15 protein-coding genes are annotated in these 18,775 nt (G+C 61.1%); 12 read left to right on the top strand and 3 right to left on the bottom strand.

Annotation, left to right across the window (positions count from 1 at the left end; translation table 11 throughout):
- Positions 1-36: 36 nt before the first annotated feature.
- Entirely contained in the window at positions 37-939 is a 903-nt protein-coding gene (locus IE038_RS18010; protein ID WP_167524056.1) for a LysR substrate-binding domain-containing protein, read from the bottom strand.
- Between the two features lie 108 nt (positions 940-1,047).
- Here IE038_RS18010 and IE038_RS18005 point away from each other — a divergent pair, with 108 nt between their 5' ends.
- From IE038_RS18005 to IE038_RS17980, 6 genes are all read left to right on the top strand, one after another.
- Positions 1,048-2,139 carry a tartrate dehydrogenase gene (locus tag IE038_RS18005; protein WP_189396042.1) on the top strand — a complete coding sequence of 364 codons (1,092 nt, stop codon included), beginning with the start codon at positions 1,048-1,050 and terminating at the stop codon, positions 2,137-2,139.
- Between the two features lie 194 nt (positions 2,140-2,333).
- A complete protein-coding gene (locus IE038_RS18000; RefSeq protein ID WP_163936332.1) occupies positions 2,334-3,935 on the top strand; it encodes a BCCT family transporter in 1,602 nt (533 codons plus the stop codon).
- 140 nt (positions 3,936-4,075) lie between these two features.
- Positions 4,076-5,197 (top strand): aromatic ring-hydroxylating oxygenase subunit alpha, encoded by a 1,122-nt coding sequence (locus tag IE038_RS17995; RefSeq protein ID WP_163936328.1) that lies wholly within the window; start codon positions 4,076-4,078, stop codon positions 5,195-5,197.
- A gap of 51 nt (positions 5,198-5,248) precedes the next feature.
- Positions 5,249-6,697, top strand: a complete 1,449-nt coding sequence (locus IE038_RS17990) for an NAD-dependent succinate-semialdehyde dehydrogenase (RefSeq protein ID WP_189396041.1) — start codon at positions 5,249-5,251, stop codon at positions 6,695-6,697.
- A gap of 62 nt (positions 6,698-6,759) precedes the next feature.
- Entirely contained in the window at positions 6,760-7,731 is a 972-nt protein-coding gene (locus IE038_RS17985; RefSeq protein WP_163936325.1) for a PDR/VanB family oxidoreductase, read from the top strand.
- A 161-nt stretch (positions 7,732-7,892) separates the two neighbouring features.
- The gene (locus IE038_RS17980; protein WP_163936322.1) at positions 7,893-8,975 is read left to right on the top strand and encodes a PAS domain S-box protein; all 1,083 of its coding nucleotides are present in this window, start codon (positions 7,893-7,895) and stop codon (positions 8,973-8,975) included.
- A gap of 6 nt (positions 8,976-8,981) precedes the next feature.
- Here the strand turns inward: IE038_RS17980 and IE038_RS17975 are convergent, their stop codons facing one another.
- Positions 8,982-9,332: a hypothetical protein gene (locus IE038_RS17975; protein ID WP_163936319.1), complete on the bottom strand. Its 351-nt coding sequence runs from the start codon at positions 9,330-9,332 to the stop codon at positions 8,982-8,984.
- A gap of 317 nt (positions 9,333-9,649) precedes the next feature.
- Between IE038_RS17975 and fdnG the strand changes: the two genes are divergently transcribed.
- The 4 genes from fdnG to fdhE are packed head-to-tail and all read left to right on the top strand — an operon-like array spanning position 9,650 to position 15,161.
- Positions 9,650-12,700 (top strand): formate dehydrogenase-N subunit alpha, encoded by a 3,051-nt coding sequence (gene fdnG, locus IE038_RS17970; protein ID WP_189396040.1) that lies wholly within the window; start codon positions 9,650-9,652, stop codon positions 12,698-12,700.
- A gap of 18 nt (positions 12,701-12,718) precedes the next feature.
- Positions 12,719-13,609: a formate dehydrogenase subunit beta gene (gene fdxH, locus IE038_RS17965; RefSeq protein WP_308425295.1), complete on the top strand. Its 891-nt coding sequence runs from the start codon at positions 12,719-12,721 to the stop codon at positions 13,607-13,609.
- The gene (locus IE038_RS17960; protein ID WP_163936313.1) at positions 13,606-14,253 is read left to right on the top strand and encodes a formate dehydrogenase subunit gamma; all 648 of its coding nucleotides are present in this window, start codon (positions 13,606-13,608) and stop codon (positions 14,251-14,253) included. The genes fdxH and IE038_RS17960 overlap by 4 nt, the downstream gene beginning before the upstream one ends.
- Positions 14,250-15,161: a formate dehydrogenase accessory protein FdhE gene (gene fdhE, locus IE038_RS17955; protein WP_189396039.1), complete on the top strand. Its 912-nt coding sequence runs from the start codon at positions 14,250-14,252 to the stop codon at positions 15,159-15,161. The genes IE038_RS17960 and fdhE overlap by 4 nt, the downstream gene beginning before the upstream one ends.
- A gap of 61 nt (positions 15,162-15,222) precedes the next feature.
- Here the strand turns inward: fdhE and IE038_RS17950 are convergent, their stop codons facing one another.
- Positions 15,223-16,188: a toxin-antitoxin system YwqK family antitoxin gene (locus tag IE038_RS17950; protein WP_189396038.1), complete on the bottom strand. Its 966-nt coding sequence runs from the start codon at positions 16,186-16,188 to the stop codon at positions 15,223-15,225.
- Positions 16,189-16,521: 333 nt separating this feature from the next.
- Here IE038_RS17950 and IE038_RS17945 point away from each other — a divergent pair, with 333 nt between their 5' ends.
- On the top strand, positions 16,522-17,220 hold the full coding sequence (locus tag IE038_RS17945; protein ID WP_163939664.1) for a YoaK family protein: 699 nt from the start codon (positions 16,522-16,524) through the stop codon (positions 17,218-17,220).
- 114 nt (positions 17,221-17,334) lie between these two features.
- Positions 17,335-17,892, top strand: coding sequence for a cytochrome b (locus IE038_RS17940; protein ID WP_163939663.1), 558 nt, complete (start codon positions 17,335-17,337; stop codon positions 17,890-17,892).
- Positions 17,893-18,775 lie beyond the last annotated feature (883 nt).

Genomic DNA, 18,775 nt, shown 5'->3' with positions numbered 1-18,775 from the left:
TCCCGGCGCCGCGCATGAAGCGTGAGAACACAAGGGCTACGCAGGCAAGGTGTAGCGTTCGGCAAAGTATTGACGGAAAAACTCCACCGCAACGCGAACCTTCGCCGAACTGGCCAGTGGCGAGGCATACACCGCCCAGATATCTGCGGGCTGATGGTAGTCGCTCAGCACCTGCACCAACCGCCCTGCCGCCAGGCTGTCGTGCAGGTCCCACCAGGAGCGCAGCAGTATCCCCCGACCATCCAGGCACCACTGGTGGGCCACTTCACCATGGTTGGTCGACAATGTACCGGTCACACGCACGCTCTCCTCGCCCTGCTGGCCTTCCAGTTGCCAGATCCCGAACGGGTGGTCGCGCTCCTTGATCACCAGGCAGTCATGGCTGGCCAACTCCGCCAGGGTCCGGGGGGTGCCACAGCGCTCAAGGTAGTCTGGGGAGGCACAGAGCACACGGCGGTTCTTCGCCAGCGGTTTGGCGATCAGGTTGGGGGCGATGGTGTTGCCCACGCGGATATCCAGGTCGACCCCTTCATCGATCAAGTCAACCAGCCGGTCATGCACGTCCAGACGGATATCCAGCTTCGGGTAACGTTCGGCCAGCTCCGACAAGGCCGGGGCAACGAAGCGCCTGCCCAGCCCCAGGCTGCTGGCAATACGCAGCTGCCCTACCGGCTCACGGTGCTGGGCACTGATGTCGTCCCCCATACGCTGCACCGCGTCAAAGATATGCAGTGCCCACCGGTACACGCGCTCGCCCTCTTCGCTCACCGACACGCGCCGGGTGGTGCGGTGCAGCAAGCGCACGCCCAGGTTTTGTTCAAGCACGCGAATGCGCTTGCTGATGAACGCGGCTGACATTCCCAACTCATCGGCAACCGCCGCAAAGCTGGCACGTTTGGCGACCTGGACAAAAATCGTCAGGTCTTCAAGGCTGGGCATATTATTCACGATACGTGCACTAAGAATCCATGATTGACGAGATTATCTCTGAACACAGCCCTTATAGCATGGTCCGCACCTGTTCCCTAGACAACGAGTGTGCCCCCCATGAGCAAGACATTCCGTATCGCCGCAATCCCTGGCGATGGCATCGGTAACGAAGTTCTCCCAGAAGGTATTCGTGTGGTCGAGGCGGCTGCGCGAAAACACGGCCTGAACCTTGAGTTCGAATTCTTCGAGTGGGCCAGCTGCGATTACTACCTGGCCCACGGCAAGATGATGCCGGACGACTGGTTCGAGCAGCTCAAAGGGTTCGATGCACTGTACTTCGGCGCGGTCGGCTGGCCGGACAAAGTACCGGACCATATTTCCCTGTGGGGTTCGCTGCTCAAGTTCCGCCGCGACTTCGACCAGTACGTGAACATCCGCCCGGTTCGCCTGTTCCCTGGCGTGCCGTGCCCGCTGGCCGGACGCCAGCCAGGCGATATCGACTTCGTGGTGATCCGCGAAAACACCGAAGGCGAATACTCGTCGCTGGGTGGACGGATGTTCGAAGGCACCGAGAATGAGTTCGTCCTGCAGGAGTCGGTGTTCACCCGCCGTGGCGTCGACCGTATCCTCAAGTACGCCTTCGACCTGGCCCAGACCCGCGAGCGCAAGCACCTGACTTCGGCGACCAAATCCAATGGCATGGCGGTCAGCATGCCGTACTGGGACGAGCGCACCGCCGCCATGGCTGCGCACTACCCCGAGGTGAGTTGGGACAAGCAGCACATCGACATCCTCTGTGCACGCTTCGTACTGCAACCCGAGCGCTTCGACGTGGTCGTAGCCTCTAACCTGTTCGGCGACATTCTCTCCGACCTGGGCCCGGCCTGTGCCGGCACCATCGGTATCGCGCCGTCGGCCAACCTCAACCCGGAGCGCACGTTCCCGTCACTGTTCGAGCCGGTACACGGTTCGGCGCCAGACATCTTCGGGCAGAACATCGCCAACCCGATCGCCATGATCTGGTCCGGTGCACTGATGCTGGAATTCCTCGGCAACGACGGTGCCGACCGGCGCTATCGCGCTGCACACGACGACATCCTCAAGGCCATCGAACAGGTCATCGCCGACGGTGACACCACCCGCGACATGGGCGGCAGCGCGTCCACCCAACAGGTTGGCAAGGCCATCGCCGAACTGATCGGGGCCTGATCACCCAGGGCCGGTTGTCAGGATTGTCCGACAACCGGCTTTCGCGTGCTTGCAGTCCACGACGATTCTATGCAAACTGTTAACCGAAAGATTCATGTTAACTTTCGGTTAACGACAAGGAGAGTAGAGGTACCGCAGTACCCCGGACTTGCACCGGGCCAAGCACTACGTACGCCAACGTCCAGGAGACGATGATGTCCCACAAAAATAAAAAGATTGATGTGTTTCTGATTACCGTGAGCCTTATAGCCGTGCTGCTCACTGTCATCGGGTTAGCCTTGTTCCCCACCCAGGCCGAAACCACGGCCAACCAGTTGTTCGAGTTTTCTACCCGCACCTTCGGTACCAGCGTGCAGTTGCTGGTGTTCATCAGCTCTCTGGCGGTGCTGTACCTGGCATTCAGCAAGTACGGCAACATCCGCTTCGGCAGTGGTAAACCGGAATACTCCACGACCACGTGGGTGTTCATGTTCATCTGCGCCGGCATGGGCTCTTCGACCCTCTACTGGGGCGTCATGGAATGGGCCTACTACTACCAGACGCCGGGCTTGAACATCGTTCCGCAGTCGCGCCAGGCACTGGAATACAGCGTCAGCTACTCGTTCTTCCACTGGGGCATCAGCGCCTGGTCGATCTACGCGCTGGCCTCCCTGGCCATGGCCTACCACTTCCATGTCCGCAAGAAGAGCGGCCTGAACCTGGCCTCGATCGTTGAAGCGGTAACCGGCTTCAAGGCCACCGGCCCGGTCGGCCGCACCGTGGACCTGATCTTCCTGCTGACCATGATGGGCGCACTGACCGTATCCCTGGCCCTGACCGCCTCGACCCTGACCCGTGGCCTGTCTGACCTGGCGGGCACGCCCAACACCTTTACCGTGCAACTGATGGTGATCGGTGGCGTGGCGGTGCTGTTCTCGCTCAGTTCCTACATCGGTATCGACGGCGGCCTGCAGCGCCTGAGCAAGATGGTCTGCATCGGTGCGCTGGTGTTTGCCGGGGTGGTACTGCTGGTCGGCCCAACGCAGTTCACCATCAACAACACGGCCAATGCCGTCGGCGTCATGATTCAGAACTACGTGCACATGAGCCTGTTCACCGACCCTGCCGGTGACGGTGCCTTCACCCGCAACTGGACGGTGTTCTACTGGTTGTGGTGGGTGTCCTACGCTCCGGGCGTGGCCATGTTCGTGACCCGCGTTTCCCGTGGTCGGCAGATCAAGGAAGTGGTCTTCGCCCTGCTGCTGGGTGGCAGCTTCGGGTGCTGGTTCTTCTTCGGCGCACTGGAAAGCTACAGCATGCACCAGTTCATCACAGGCGCCATTGACGTACCGAAGATCCTCACGGAACAAGGTGGTGAAAGCGCGGTGAGTGCGCTGCTGACCGCCCTGCCGCTGGGCAAGGTATTCCTCGCCGTGTACCTGTTCATCATGGCCGTGTTCTGCGCCTCGCACATGGACGCCGCCGCCTATGCCGTCGCGGCCACCAGTACCCCGAACCTGCGCGAAGGTGAAGACCCAACGCCAACTCACCGTCTGTTCTGGTGCCTGGTGTTGACCCTGGTGCCACTGGCCATGCTGTTCGCCAAGGCCTCGCTGTCGACCATGAAAACCGCCGTCGTGCTCACTGCGATCCCTTTCATGCTGATCCTGCTGGTGAAGATCTACGGCTTCTTCAAATGGATGCTTCAGGACTACAGCCACGTGCCGGCGTACCGCATCGAAGAAGAAGCAGCACGACTGGCAGGCGAATCACCTGAAGAAAAAGCCCCAGCGCCTGCGGCAGTCGCAACGCCATAACCACGGCAACTGTCTGCTCGCCCTCAGGGATCGAGGCGGCAGGCTATTTTTTTGCCCAGGCTGTTAACCAACAGATACTCGTTAACCAATAAGTAAAAAGTACGCCGCTGACGCGTCCGTGCCTGTAAGAGGAAAACACCATGAATGATTTCAAACGTCTGCCCGCCGACTTCTGCAGCAACGCCGATGAAGCCTTTACCATTCCGGCGAATTTCTACACCCAGCAATCGGTGTTTGAACATGAGAAAGAAGCGATCTTCGCCCATAGCTGGATCTGTGTAGGCCACCGCAGTGAAGTCGCCGAGAACAACGCTTACATCACCCGTGAAGTGATCGGCGAAAGCATCATCGTTGTTCGTGGTCGTGACAGCGTGCTGCGCGCCTTCTACAACGTCTGCCCACACCGTGGTCATCAGCTGCTCAGTGGCAGCGGCAAGGCCAAGAACGTCATCACCTGCCCTTACCACGCCTGGACCTTCAAGCTCGATGGCGAGCTGGCCCATGCCCGTAACTGCGAAAACGTGGTGAACTTCGACAAGGAAAACTCCACCCTGGTGCAGTTGCGCGTCGAGGAATACGCCGGCTTCATCTTCATCAACATGGACATGGAGGCCGGCACCGTTGAAGAACAGCTGCCGGGCCTGGAAGCGCGCATGCGTCAAGCCTGTGCAGTGATCGATGACTTGCACCTGGCCGCCCGCTTCGTCAGCGACACCCCGGCCAACTGGAAGTCGATCGTCGACAACTACCTGGAGTGCTACCACTGCGCGCCGGCCCACCCAGGCTTCGCCGATTCGGTAGACGTGGGCCAGTACACCCATACCACCTTTGGTAACTGGACCTTGCAGTACGGCCTGGCCAAACCCTCGGAGCAGTCCTTCACGTTCGATGAGTCGGTGAAAGACCCATCCTTCGCCGGTTTCTGGACCTGGCCATGCACCATGTTCAACGTACCGCCAGGCGCGAACTTCATGACCGTGATCTATGAGTTCCCGGTCGATGCCGAGACCACGCTGCAGCATTACGACATCTACTTCCTGAACAAGGACATCACCGAAGAGCAGCAGAAGCTGATCGACTGGTACCGCGAAGTGTTCCGCCCTGAAGACCTGCGTCTGGTGGAAAGCGTGCAGAAGGGCCTGAAGTCCCGTGGCTACCGTGGCCAGGGCCGGATCATGGCCGACCGTCAGCGCAGCGGCATGAGCGAGCACGGCATTGCCCACTTCCACAACCTGATCGCCGTCGCCCATATCAACGACTGACCCTGCCAGCCGCCGGCCTACGGGTCGGCGGCGGTATACGGAGTGCCTTGCGTGAAACTTAACGATTCCAAACTGTTCCGCCAGCAAGCCTATATCGCTGGCGCCTGGTGCGAGGCCGATGACGGTCGCCACCTGGCCGTGACTGATCCGGCCAATGGCAACGTGCTCGGCCATGTACCGCTGATGGGCGGCGCCGAAGCGGTGCGGGCCATCGAAGCCGCTGAAGCCGCACTGGACGGCTGGCGCGGACGCACCGCCAAGGACCGCGCACAGGTGCTGCGCCGCTGGTTCGAGCTATTGCTCGAGCATGAGCAAGACCTGGCCCGGTTGATGACTCTGGAACAAGGCAAGCCGCTGCACGAAGCCCTGGGTGAAATTCGCTACGCGGCCTCGTTTGTCGAGTGGTTCGCCGAGGAAGGCAAACGCGTCTATGGCGACGTCATTCCAAGCCCGGCCAGCGACAAGCGTCTGCTGGTGATCAAGCAAGGCATCGGTGTCTGTGCCGCCATCACCCCGTGGAACTTCCCGGCGGCGATGATCACGCGCAAAGTCGCCCCGGCACTGGCTGCAGGCTGCACCATCGTGGTCAAGCCGGCCAACGAAACCCCCTTCTCGGCTTTGGCCCTGGCCGAACTGGCCGAGCGTGCGGGCGTACCGGCGGGTGTGTTCAGCGTGGTCACCGGTGATGCGCCAGCCATCGGCGCGCAACTGACCGGTCACCCGTCCGTGCGCAAGCTCAGCTTCACCGGTTCGACCCCGGTTGGTCGCCTGCTGATGGGCCAATGCGCCGAAACCATCAAGAAGGTGTCACTCGAACTGGGCGGCAACGCGCCGTTCATTGTGTTTGAAGATGCCGACATCGATGCCGCCGTGGAAGGTGCCCTGATCGCCAAGTACCGCAACGCCGGGCAAACCTGCGTCTGCGTGAACCGCTTCTATGTGCATGACCGTGTGTATGCGCAATTCACCGAACGCTTCGTCGAGCGCGTGCGCGCCCTGGGCGTCGGCCATGGCCAAAGCGAAGGCACGCAGGTCGGCCCGCTGATCAGCGACAAGGCGGTGGCCAAGGTCCAGAGCCTGATCGACGACGCGGTGAGCAAAGGCGCCGAGGTAGTGCTTGGTGGCAAGGCCCATGCCCTGGGCGGAAACTTCTTCGAGCCGACCGTGCTGGCCAACATCGGCCCGGGCATGGAGCTGCTGGACGAGGAAATCTTCGGCCCGGTGGCAGCACTGGTGCGTTTTTCCAGTGATGACGAAGTCATCACCCTGGCCAATGACACCCTGTATGGCCTGGCGGCGTACTTCTACAGCCGCGACCTGGCGCGGGTCTTCAAGGTGGCCGAACGCCTGGAGTACGGCATGGTCGGGGTCAATACCGGGCTGATCTCCAACGAAGTCGCCCCCTTTGGCGGGGTCAAGCAATCCGGCCTGGGCCGCGAAGGCTCGAAGTACGGCATCGAGGATTATCTGGAAATCAAGTACCTGTGCCTGGCCGTTTAACCGGGCATTGAGTTACAGCGTGCGGCAGGGCCTGCCGCGCGTTGCTGCAGTCGAGGTGAACCATGGCCAACACATATGAAATGTTCAACGTGCGGGTAACCGCGGTAGAACAAGCAACACCACTGATCAAGCGCTTCACCCTGGCGCGCGACGATGGCGCAGCGATGCCGGCCTTCACCGGTGGTAGCCACATCATCGTACAAATGCAGGGTGCCGACGGCAGCCAGTTCAGCAATGCCTACTCGCTGATGAGCGACCCGCGCGACACCCGCAGCTACCAGATCGGCGTACGCCTGGAAGAGCAGTCCAAGGGTGGTTCGGCGTTCATGCACCAGCAGGTCGAGGTCGGCAGCACCTTGACCATCTCCAGCCCGAACAACCTGTTCGCCCTGGACCCGACAGCCGGACGCCACGTGCTGATTGCCGGCGGTATCGGCATCACACCATTCCTGGCACAACTGCATGAACTGGAAGGTGGCGACACCGACTACGAACTGCACTACGCCTTCCGCAGCCCAGAGCACGGCGCCTTTCAGGATGACCTTTCGGCCGGGCCCCATGCCGGGCGCACCCGGTTCTACATTGACAGCCTGGCGCGCAAACTCGACCTGGTCGCACTCTGCGCCGACCTGGCGGAAGACGCCCACCTCTATGTCTGCGGACCCAAGCCTCTGATCGATGCCGTGATCGCCACTGCCGCCAAGGCCGGGATCGCCGAGCAGCGCGTGCATTGGGAACAATTTGCCGCCACCCCGGTTACCGGCGCGGCATTCACCGTGGTACTGGCCCGTTCCGGTCAGGAGCTGCTGGTGGAAGAAGGCATGAGCATCCTCCAGGCCATCCAGAAGTCCAAGGCCGCCAACGTCGAGTGCCTGTGCCGCGAAGGCGTATGCGGTACCTGCGAAACGCGGATCATCGACGGCGAGGCCGAGCACTTCGACCAGTACCTGAGCGATGAAGAAAAAGCCGCCCAGCAGAGCCTGATGGTCTGTGTATCGCGGGCCAAATCGGCACGCCTGGTGCTGGACCTGTAACACTGCCTCACCGGCACGCCAGCCCGATCCTGTGATGCAGGGGGCTGGCGTGCCGGCGATGCAAGCCCCCCACCGCGACTGGCACTGGCGCACACCGTCAACCTCAAGTTGACAGCTTAGGTATACTGCGGGCTCTGTACCTGACCAGGACACCCCTGCGCATGATGGAAAACAGCTTCGCGTTTCGCCTGAAAGAATTGCTTGAGCACCACAAACTCACCTTGCAGGCGGTGGGTACGGCATTGGGCATTTCGCGTACGGCGGTACACAAATGGACCCGTGGCGGTGAAATCGATTACGACAACCTGCGCAAGCTGGCGGCCTTCCTCAAGGTCAACTGGATCTGGCTGCGTTACGGCGAGGACGCGCTGCAGGATGTGCAGACCACCCAGGTAGTCGAACTGCCGATGACCGATCTGCGTCGTCGCTACACCGCCGAGATCATGGAAAGCGAAACCCGCATGAAGCTGGCCCAGGAAGGCGCCCGTATCGTGACCTGGGAATGGAACCTGATCAGCGACGAAGTCACCTATTCACCCAACGTCGAAGTGGTCTACGGCTGGCAAGTCAATCGCAACGAGGACTTCTGGGTTCACCTGCCCGAAGAGGATGTCCTCAACATGCAGGCCATGTACGCCCAGGCGGTGGCTGAAGGCACGGGCTGCGAGTGTGACTTCCGTATCTACCAACCCGACGGCGAGATGCGTTGGATCTCGTCCCGTGCCACGGTGGTCCGCGACAGCGCCGGACGCTCGATCAGGATGGTCGGCATCAGCATGGACAACACGGATCGCAAGGTTGCCGAAGAAGCGTTGCGCAACAGTGAAGAACGCTTTCGGGCGATCTTCGAGCTGGCCTGGGGCGCCCTCGCCTACATTGATCTGGACGGCACCTGGAAGCGGGTCAACAGCAGTTTCTGCGAGCTGTTGGGCTACCGTGCCGAAGCGCTCTATGGCATGACCTTCCAGCAACTCACCCACCCCGACGACCTGGCGACCAACCTGGCACTGCTAGAGCGCCTGTTGGCCGGCGAGATCGACCGCTATGTCGTGGAAAAGCGCGTGCGCCATCACGACGGGCATTATGTCTGGGTACGGGCGCGTACCGCCCTGCAACGCCGCCAGAACGGTGAGCCGGAACAACTGATCAGTGTGTTCGAAGACATCAGTGCCCAGCGCGAAGAGCAGGCTCGCCTGCAGGCACGGATTGCCGACCTGGAAACCCAGTTGGCGGCAACACGCTGAGCCCGTTCAGAGGCAGGTGGCCAAGGCGGCCATGCGACGCTGGGCAACCGCGTCAGGCTTCACCGCGTAGTAGTTGACGCGGGAGGCCGCCCCCTGGCTCTGGATGTCCGCAAACGACTCCGCACCCCGGGTGTAGACAGTAAAGCTGCCCGGTTTGCCAGGCTCCAGGTAACCACTGGCATCGACACCGAACACCGCTTCGTCCTGCCAGGAAAACTGAATGCACTGGGCAACGACGTCCGCCGATTTGGCTGAAGAAAACGTTTTGCCCGGTGTCTTGCTTCGTGCTTCATCCATCGTCGAGGACGCACAGCCCGCCAACAACGCTGCGGCAACAACCGCGATGACTACCCGCATGGTCCATCCTCTTTGAGAAAACGCGACTGTATCACTGCCCGGGCGCCGAAGAGAGTGGCTGCCAGTCAAAACCTCCTGCCTGCCCTGCACATTCGCCACTGATAGACAGCGTCGATGGCGCCATCAACAAGGTCGATTAGTCTTACATTTAGTAAGGCAATAGACTGCGCCGCAAGCGCGCACTCAGCCCTGCACAGAATGGGCGCCGGCGCACCCTCTGATTTCCAGCCTGTAAACCGAAGACCACTATCGACACGTTGCGGTCGGGCTCAGCCCTGACCTGCAATGCCTGACGTCGTCTGTATAAGGAGATAACCATGGGTCTTGGCAGAAGACAGTTCTTCAAGCTCTGTACCGTCGGCGCTGCCACCGCCACTTGTGCCACCCTCGGCTTCGCCCCCGGCGTAGCACAAGCGACCCAGTCGCGGCAGTACAAGCTGCTGCGCGCCAAGGAAACCCGCAACAACTGCACCTACTGCTCGGTGGGTTGCGGCGTCCTCATGTACAGCCTGGGTGACGGCGCAAAAAACGCCAAGGCCCGCATTTTCCACATCGAAGGCGACCCGGACCACCCGGTCAGCCGCGGCTCGTTGTGCCCGAAAGGGGCCGGGCTGGTGGACTACATCCACAGCGAACAACGCCTGCTCTACCCCGAGTACCGCGCACCGGGCTCGGACAAATGGCAGCGTATCACCTGGGAACACGCCATCGAGCGCATCGCCCGCCTGATGAAGGACGACCGCGACGCCAACTTCATCGAGAAGAATGCCAAGGGCACCACGGTCAACCGTTGGCTGAGTACCGGCATGCTCTGCTCCTCGGCGGCCAGCAGCGAAACCGGCTCGCTGGATCAGCGCTTCACCCGCGCCTTGGGCATCCTCGGCACCGACAGCCAGGCGCGGGTCTGCCACGCCCCGACCGTATCGGCCCTGGCGCCGACCTTTGGCCGTGGCGCAATGACCAACAACTGGGTCGATATCAAGAACGCCAACGTGGTGCTGATCATGGGGGGCAACCCTGCCGAAGCACACCCGGTAGGCTTCAAGTGGGTCATCGAGGCGAAGATCCGCAATGGCGCCAAGGTCATCGTGGTCGACCCACGGTTCAACCGCAGCGCCGCGGTGGCCGACATCTATTCTCCGATCCGCGCCGGCTCTGACGTGACCTTCCTGATGGGGGTGGTCAACTACCTGATCAGCCACGACAAGATCCAGCATGAATACGTACGCGCCTACACCAACGCCAGCCTGATCGTTCGCGAGGACTACCACTTCGACGATGGCCTGTTCAGCGGCTACGACGCCCAGAAACGGGCTTACGACCGCAGTTCCTGGACGTACGAACTGGACGCACAGGGCTATGCCAAGCGCGACCTGACCCTGAGCCACCCACGGTGCGTATGGAACCTGCTCAAGGCACATGTCAGCCGCTATACCCCGGAGATGGTCACCACGGTTTGCGGCACACCGAAGGATGATTTCCTGAAGATTTGCGCGATCCTCGGCGAGACCAGCGCCCCGGACAAGACCGCTACCTTCCTCTACGCCCTGGGCTGGACTCACCACACCAACGGCGCGCAGATGATCCGTGGTTCGGGCATGATCCAGTTGCTGCTGGGCAACATTGGCATGGCCGGTGGTGGGGTCAACGCCTTGCGCGGCCACTCCAACATTCAGGGCTACACCGACCTGGGTCTGCTCTCGCTGCGCCTGCCCGGCTACATGAACCTGCCGTCCGACGCACAAACCGACCTTGACACCTACCTCAAGCAGATCACCCCGACGGCGCTGCTGCCTGATCAGGTCAACTACTACAAGCACACGCCGAAGTTCTTCGTCAGCCTGATGAAAAGCCTCTGGGGCGACAAGGCGACCCGGGAAAACAGCTGGGGCTTTGACTGGTTGCCGAAGTGGGACGACAGCTATGACGTGCTCAACTTCAGCAACCGCATGTATGAAGGCAAGGTCAACGGCTACATCGCCCAAGGCTTCAACCCGGTCGCGGCGTTCCCGGACAAGAACAAGGCCCAGGCCGCCCTGGCCAAGCTGAAGTTCCTGGTAATCATCGACCCGCTGGCCACCGAAACCTCAAGTTTCTGGCAGAACCACGGCGAACAGCATGACGTCGATACCGCCTCGATCCAGACCGAGGTGTTCCGCCTGCCCTCGTCCTGCTTCGCCGAAGAAGACGGCTCTATCGTCAACTCCGGACGCTGGTTGCAATGGCACTGGGCCGGTGCCGCACCGCCCGGAGAAGCCTGGCACGACGGCAAGATTCTCGGTCACTTGTTCCTCAAGATCCGCGAGCTGTACGAGAAGGAAGGCGGCGCCAACCCGGCACCGATTCTCAACATGGCCTGGGACTATGCCGACCCGTTGGACCCGAAACCCGAAGAGGTGGCAAAGGAGTCCAACGGTCGCGCCCTTGCTGACCTGCACGATGACCAAGGCAACCTGATCCTGCGCAAGGGCCAGTTACTCAACGACTTCTCGCAGTTGCGCGACGACGGCAGCACCAGTTGCTTCAACTGGATCTTTGCCGGCTCCTGGACCGAGCAAGGCAACCAGATGGCCCGACGGGACAATGCCGACAGTGGCCTCGGTTGCACGCCCGGCTGGGCCTGGGCGTGGCCGCAGAACCGCCGCATCCTCTATAACCGTGCCTCGGCTGACCCGCAGGGCAACCCTTGGGATGCCAAGCGCAAACTGATCGGTTGGGACGGCACACGCTGGAGCGGTGTCGACGTGCCGGACTTTGCCGTTACCGCCGCACCGGGCAGCAACACCAACCCGTTCATCATGCTGCCCGAAGGCCTTGGCCGACTCTTTTCGGTCGGTGCCATGAACGACGGACCGTTCCCGGAACACTACGAGCCGACCGAAAGCCCGCTGGCGAAAAACCCGCTGCACCCCAACGTCACCTACAGCCCAACGGCACGGCTGTACGAAAGCGACCGCCAGCGCATGGGCACCCGTGAAGAGTTCCCCTACGTGGCGACCACCTACTCGATCACCGAGCTGTTCCGTCACTGGACCAAACACTCACGGCTGAATGCCATCGTCCAACCAGAGCAGTTCATCGAAATCGGCGAAAGACTGGCCAATGACAAAGGCATCGTTCAGGGCGATACGGTCAAGGTCAGCACCAAGCGCGGTTACATCAAGGCCAAGGCCGTGGTGACCAAGCGTATCCGCCGCCTGACCATTGACGGCCAGGACGTCGACACCATCGGCATCCCCTGCCACTGGGGCTACGAAGGCAGCACACGCAAGGGGTTCCTGGCCAACACCCTGACCCCGGGTGTCGGCGAGTCGAATACCCATACGCCGGAGTACAAGGCGTTTCTCGTGAATATTGAAAAGGTGTAACGGAGCGAACCCATGTCCATGCAATCCCAAGACATCGTCAGGCGCTCCGCCACCAACGCCCTGACCCCGGCGCCACATACCCGCGATCACCAGGCCGAAGTGGCCAAGCTGATCGATGTCAGTATCTGCATCGGCTGCAAGGCCTGCCAGGTCGCCTGCAACGAGTGGAACGACCTGCGTGACGAGGTCGGCCACAACGTCGGCGTCTACGACAACCCGGCCGACCTCTCGGCTGAGACCTGGACGCTGATGCGTTTCGACGAAGTCGAAGACGAGAGCGGCAAGCTGGAGTGGCTGATCCGCAAGGACGGTTGCATGCACTGCGCCGACCCGGGCTGCCTGAAGGCCTGCCCACAGCCGGGGGCAATCATCCAGTACGCCAATGGCATCGTCGACTTCCAGTCCGAACACTGCATCGGTTGCGGCTATTGCATCGCCGGCTGCCCGTTCGATGTGCCGCGCATCAGCCAGAAGGACAACAAGGCCTACAAGTGCACACTGTGCGTCGACCGCGTCTCGGTCGGCCAGGAGCCGGCCTGCGTGAAGACCTGCCCCACCGGTGCGATCAACTTCGGCAGCAAGCAGGACATGCAGCACCTGGCCAGCGAACGGGTGGTCGAGTTGCAGGGGCGCGGCTTCGCCGGGGCCGGTCTCTATGACCCGCAAGGCGTCGGCGGCACCCACGTGATGTATGTGCTGCAACATGCCGACAAACCGCACCTGTACCACAAGCTGCCGACCGACCCGCGTATCAGCAGCGCCATTCATGGCTGGAAAGGCTGGCTCAAGCCTGCTGCCGCAGTGGCGTTCTTCGCCACGCTGGCCGGCACCCTCTTCCACTACGTTGGCGTCGGGCCGAACGAGGTGGACGAACAGGACGAAACGCACGAAGAGGACACCCACGCATGAACAAGGACAAACTGATCCTGCGCACCCGTTTCATCGAGCGTGCCAGCCACTGGTTCATGGTCATCTGCTTCTTTGCCGTAGCGCTGTCGGGGCTGTCGTGGTTCTTCCCGTCGCTCAACGGCCTGAACGCGGTGTTTGGCACACCGCAACTGGCGCGCATCCTGCACCCTTTCTTCGGGGTAGTGGTGTTCTTGTTGCTGATGTTCCTGTTCATCCGCTTCGTCAAATACAACCTGCCGGAGCGCGAGGACCTGACCTGGTTCAAGAACATCAAGCAGGTACTGGCCGGGAAACATGAGCCGGCGCTGCAGATCGGTAAATACAATGCCGGCCAGAAAGTGCTGTTCTGGGGCATCATGGCCCTGATTACCCTGCTGTTGATCAGTGGCGTGGTGATCTGGCGACCGTACTTCGCGCCGCTGTTCTCGATCCCGATGATTCGCATCGGCCTGTTCGTCCATGCCCTGGCCGGCATCAGCCTGATCCTGCTGATCATCGGCCACGCCTACCTGGCGTTCTGGGTAAAAGGCTCGATCCGTGGCATGGTCACCGGTTATGTCTCGCGTCGCTGGGCCAAGACCCACCATGATCGCTGGTACCGACAGATCAGCAACAAGCAACCAGGGAGCGGTCGCAAGCAATGAGCAGCATTCAACTGACCCCGGTCGAGCCGCGCTCGCCGGGCATCACCGAGATCCCCGCCGTACTGCTGCCACACCTCAAGCAACGCTACGCTCAACGCGCCGCGCGCCTGCGTCAGTTGGCTGAAGGGCATGCGATGGCCGATTACCTGAGCTTCGCCGCCAACGTTGCTGCCGCCCAACAACGTGTACTCGACGAGCAACCGTTACCGGCGGCCTGCATCAACGACCTGGCCGGACGCTTGGGCCGCGCGCAACCACCGCTGGCGTACCATGACTACCCGCGCGACCCTTATTGGCAAGCACTGCTTGAGCAACTGATCGATCTGCTGACTGCCGAGGCCACACCGGCCGTAAGGACGGCCCTGGAGACCTTGCGCACGCAAACGCCCGGGCAACGGGAGCAGCAGGCCAGCGCCCTGCTCGCTGGGGACTACGCGGCGGTCGACAGTGGCCAGGCTGTATTCCTTTGGGCTGCGTTGTCGCTGTACTTCACCCAGTTGGCGGCGCACCTGCCCGCCTCGGCCAAGGCCCTGCCGGGTGAGGCACGCCAGCATTGCCCGGTGTGCGCCAGCGCGCCAGTCGCCAGTGTGATCATGACCGGCGCCCAGGCCGGGCTGCGCTACCTGCAATGCGGCCTGTGCGAAAGTCGTTGGCACATGGTGCGCCTGAAATGCAGCAACTGCGAAGCCACCGGCGCACTCGACTACTGGTCGCTGGAGAACAAGGAAGCACCGATCAAGGCCGAGAGCTGTGACGACTGCCAAAGCTACCTCAAGGTGTTCTATCCAGAACGTGACCGCGACCTGGAGCTGGTGGCCGATGACCTGGCATCACTGGGGCTGGATGCGGAACTGGAGCGTGAAGGGTTCGGGCGCAGTGCGCTGAATCCCTTCCTGTTTCCTGGCTAGGCGCTGCCTGCCTGAGCAATGCGCCCTTCGACGTCAGCGCCGAAGGGGGTATTTTCAGGTCTCACAGCTGACGGCACATGGCAGCCCACTCATCCAGCATGCCAGCCCGTACCACCGCCGCCTTACCCGCTTCCTTACGGTACTCAGCCGCCATCTTGCTGACGCAATCATCACTGCCGGCGGTGCGAGGCTCTGGCCGAGCGACGACTTTGACGCCGTCCTTGTAAGTGGCCTCTTCCACCAGCGTGCCTTGGGCATTCCACTGCTTGACCACGCCATTGAGCTGACCGTTGGCCCATTCGGCCGAAACCGATGGCTTGCCGCTGTCGGGGTAGAACTCTTCATGCAGGCCGACCTTTACCCCGCTGGCATAAGTGCCGCGATAAATCAGTTCGCCCTGCTCGCTGTAACGCTGCATCTGACCGTCATACTTGCCCGCCACCGAACCTGCAGACAGCACCCGCTTGCCGGTCTTGGCACTGAAACTCTCAATCGTGCCTTCGGTCTGGTTGGCCTTGTAGTCCGCGCGGTACAGCGGTTTGCCGGTCTCCGGGTGGAGCACTTCCAATTCACCGTCGAGCAAGCCGCCCTTCAGATGACCTATGGCAAGGGTGCGTTTACCGTCCTGGCTGAAAACCGTGGTCTCGCCCTCGAAGGTACCGCCAGCATACCGGGCCTGATAACGCACAACCGTGGACCGCGGCGTGAAACAGGTCACCGGGCCATCAAGCCGGCCTTTGTCGACCGTAATGGTGCACAGCAGGTTTTGCCCGAGCACGCCATCGGTTGTATTCCCGATCAGGCTCAACAGCCGGTTCAACGTATCGAACAGGTCATTGTGCCCGACCTGAAAGGCCAGCAAACGCTCAGGAAAGTTGGTGACTTCACCGGTCAAAGGCTGGTTGGCACCCTTTTCGTAGACGGCGCCATTGACGATTTCGGTATTGCGAAACTCGATGCTTTTGCCACAGCCCGCCAGCAGGATGGACCCGGCCACCAGTAGGGAAGCCGCTATTTTTTTGAACATGTGTTCCCCGCGTGCAGATGATCAGCCAGCCAATCGATCATTATTTACCGCTTAAGTTCCACGGGCGGCATGCACGGGGGACGTACCGGCTCGGTGAGCCGAATCAATAGACCAAGGTCTTACGCCTGGGCTGCGCGGCTGTGGTAGAAATACAGGTAGGCCAGCCCGAGCGGTGCGATGAACAGTGCCAGGCTCCAGCACATCGGCATGGTCATCATGCTTGAGCATCAACATCTTAGATCCCTCTAGAGGTGTAAATGGCCACGCAATCTAGCAAACGTGCCTTGTAATCTGCGTGGCACAACTCATCCGCAAGGCTCACTCGGGGGAACAATGCTGCCAGGTTCAACCTTTAAATCAGCCCGAACGGTTCATGCAGCGAAGTTGCGCGGCCGTGTGGGCCTCTATTTCGTCGCCTGCCTGTCGGTACTCGCCGGGATGACAGACGCCATCGGGTTCATGGCCACCGGTGACTTTGTCTCCTTCATGAGTGGCAACACGACCCGCCTCGCCGTTTCACTGGGCGAACAGCAGTTTGGCCCGGCACTGCGTATCGTGCTGCTGATCGTGGCCTTCGTGCTGGGTAATGCCTTGGGTGTCATCGCCGCCCGCCTTAGCGGTCGTCGGCCCTGGCCACTGCTGCTGACGATTGCCGCCCTGCTCTGCCTGACGGCCCTCTTGCCAGCGTCCCTGCAACTGCTGGGGCTGGTCATCGCGGTGGTTGCCATGGGCCTGGTGAACACCGTCGTCGAGGAAGTGAACGGTCTCCCCATCGGGCTGACCTATGTCACTGGCGCTCTGTCGCGATTCGGCCGAGGCCTGGGCCGCCGGGTGCTCGGTGAGCGTCGACACGGTTGGCGCGTGCAGTTGGTACCCTGGACCGGCATGTTCGTCGGCGCAGTCATCGGCGCTCTGCTGGAAACGACCTTTGGCCTGGGCGCCATGCTGTTCAGCGCGTTACTGACACTCAGCCTCGGCTTGATCTCGTTGAAAATTCCTCGGCGCTGGCAACTGCGCTACATGCCGCGCTAGGGTTGAGGCCTCCCGCCGCCACCCGATCACCCCTGGCCTTAAGCTATGCTTAAGCTCATCCGATTACCGTCTGCGGCGAATCCATCCACAATCGCGCAAGACTAGGGAATCGTTATGACGCGGAACAACAATGAACAGCGTTATGGTCGCCTCACCATTGCCCTGCACTGGCTGATGCTGGTGCTAATGGTTGGCGTATACGCCTGTATAGAACTCAAAGGCAACTTTCCCAAGGGCAGCGAGCCTCGTGAGTTGCTCAAACAATGGCACTTCATGCTGGGCCTTGGCATCTTTGCACTGGTCTGGATACGCCTGCTCAGCCGCCTGATTGCCCCAACACCGAAAATCACCCCGAGACCGCCGCAATGGCAGACGGCACTCTCCCATCTCATGCACCTGGCCCTGTATGCATTGATGATCGGCGCACCGCTGGCCGGCTGGCTGGTGTTGAGCGCTGCCGGTAAACCCATCCCGTTCTTCGGCCTGGAATTGCCCCCCCTGATTGGCAAGAACCCTGATCTGGCAGGTGAAATCAAGGAGTGGCACGAACTGGCAGGCTCCGCGGGTTACTGGTTGATTGGCTTGCATGCCGTGGCAGGGTTGTTCCACCACTACGTCAACCGCGACAACACCCTCAAGCGCATGCTGCCGGAGCAGGTTCGCCTGAAGTAGTCCTATTGGCATCACACCTGCACATGGGAAAGGCAGCATGGCATAGCGTCGTGCTGCTTCGACAGGGTTACTATGTGGTTTCGCTGTACTGTAAAAGCTGCAATGCCCTGTCGAGGCTCTCGCCTGAATGATTGATTTTCAGCGATTCGCACTATAGCCAGCCCCAAAATAGTCATGTAAAGGCTTTAAGCGTCGAGCGCGAAGGCCAACGAATGGCTCGTGGAGCCGCTCTAGGAAACATCATCCTGCACAGGCCGCTTGAGCGCCTTGTCGGTTCGTCTTCCTCTCCCGATACACCGCACTGGGTACGCTACTCTGCAGGGATGAGCACCTGCGGGTGCTGGCGTGCTCAGTGACAACAAGGGGCAGGCGATGCTCTGCCCCGGCGACTCAGCCCTCTGATCTCATCGAGCGGGAGATTGTCCATGCTCAAGCCTACGTTACCGCTCGTCATGATTGCCCTTGCCATTGTATTGGGTGGATCGTCCTGCCATGACTATGGCAAAGATGACCGCGCCAGTGACCGGCAAACCCCATCCTCAGTGGATACCGGTAACAACCGGACAGGGTACAAGCTCATCCCCCGGCAACAGCTTGAGCCTCGCATTCAATCATTGCCCAGACGGTAACCTTGGCGCTTGCTCCCCTTCCGACTCTCGCCCGGCAATGTGAGACGGCGCTGCCGACACCGGCTTTGTAACAACTTTCGGAAGCGTCCTACATCCCTCCAGAAGTGCATCTGCTAGCGTTCGAGTCCTTTGTACTCGGGGTGTTTCGCGATACGCGAGCGCCCGGTTATTGCCCCTGCAAAAAGGACAGGGAATTAGACAAGGATGCAACATGAATCAGGAAGCCAGTCAGGCAGAGCTTGAACACGTACGTC

It is taken from the genome of Pseudomonas laurentiana (assembly GCF_014648275.1).
Classification (GTDB): Bacteria; Pseudomonadota; Gammaproteobacteria; order Pseudomonadales; family Pseudomonadaceae; genus Aquipseudomonas; species Aquipseudomonas laurentiana.
The sequence above is the reverse complement of the archived record's forward strand: the minus strand, read 5'-3'. Positions and strand labels throughout refer to the sequence as shown.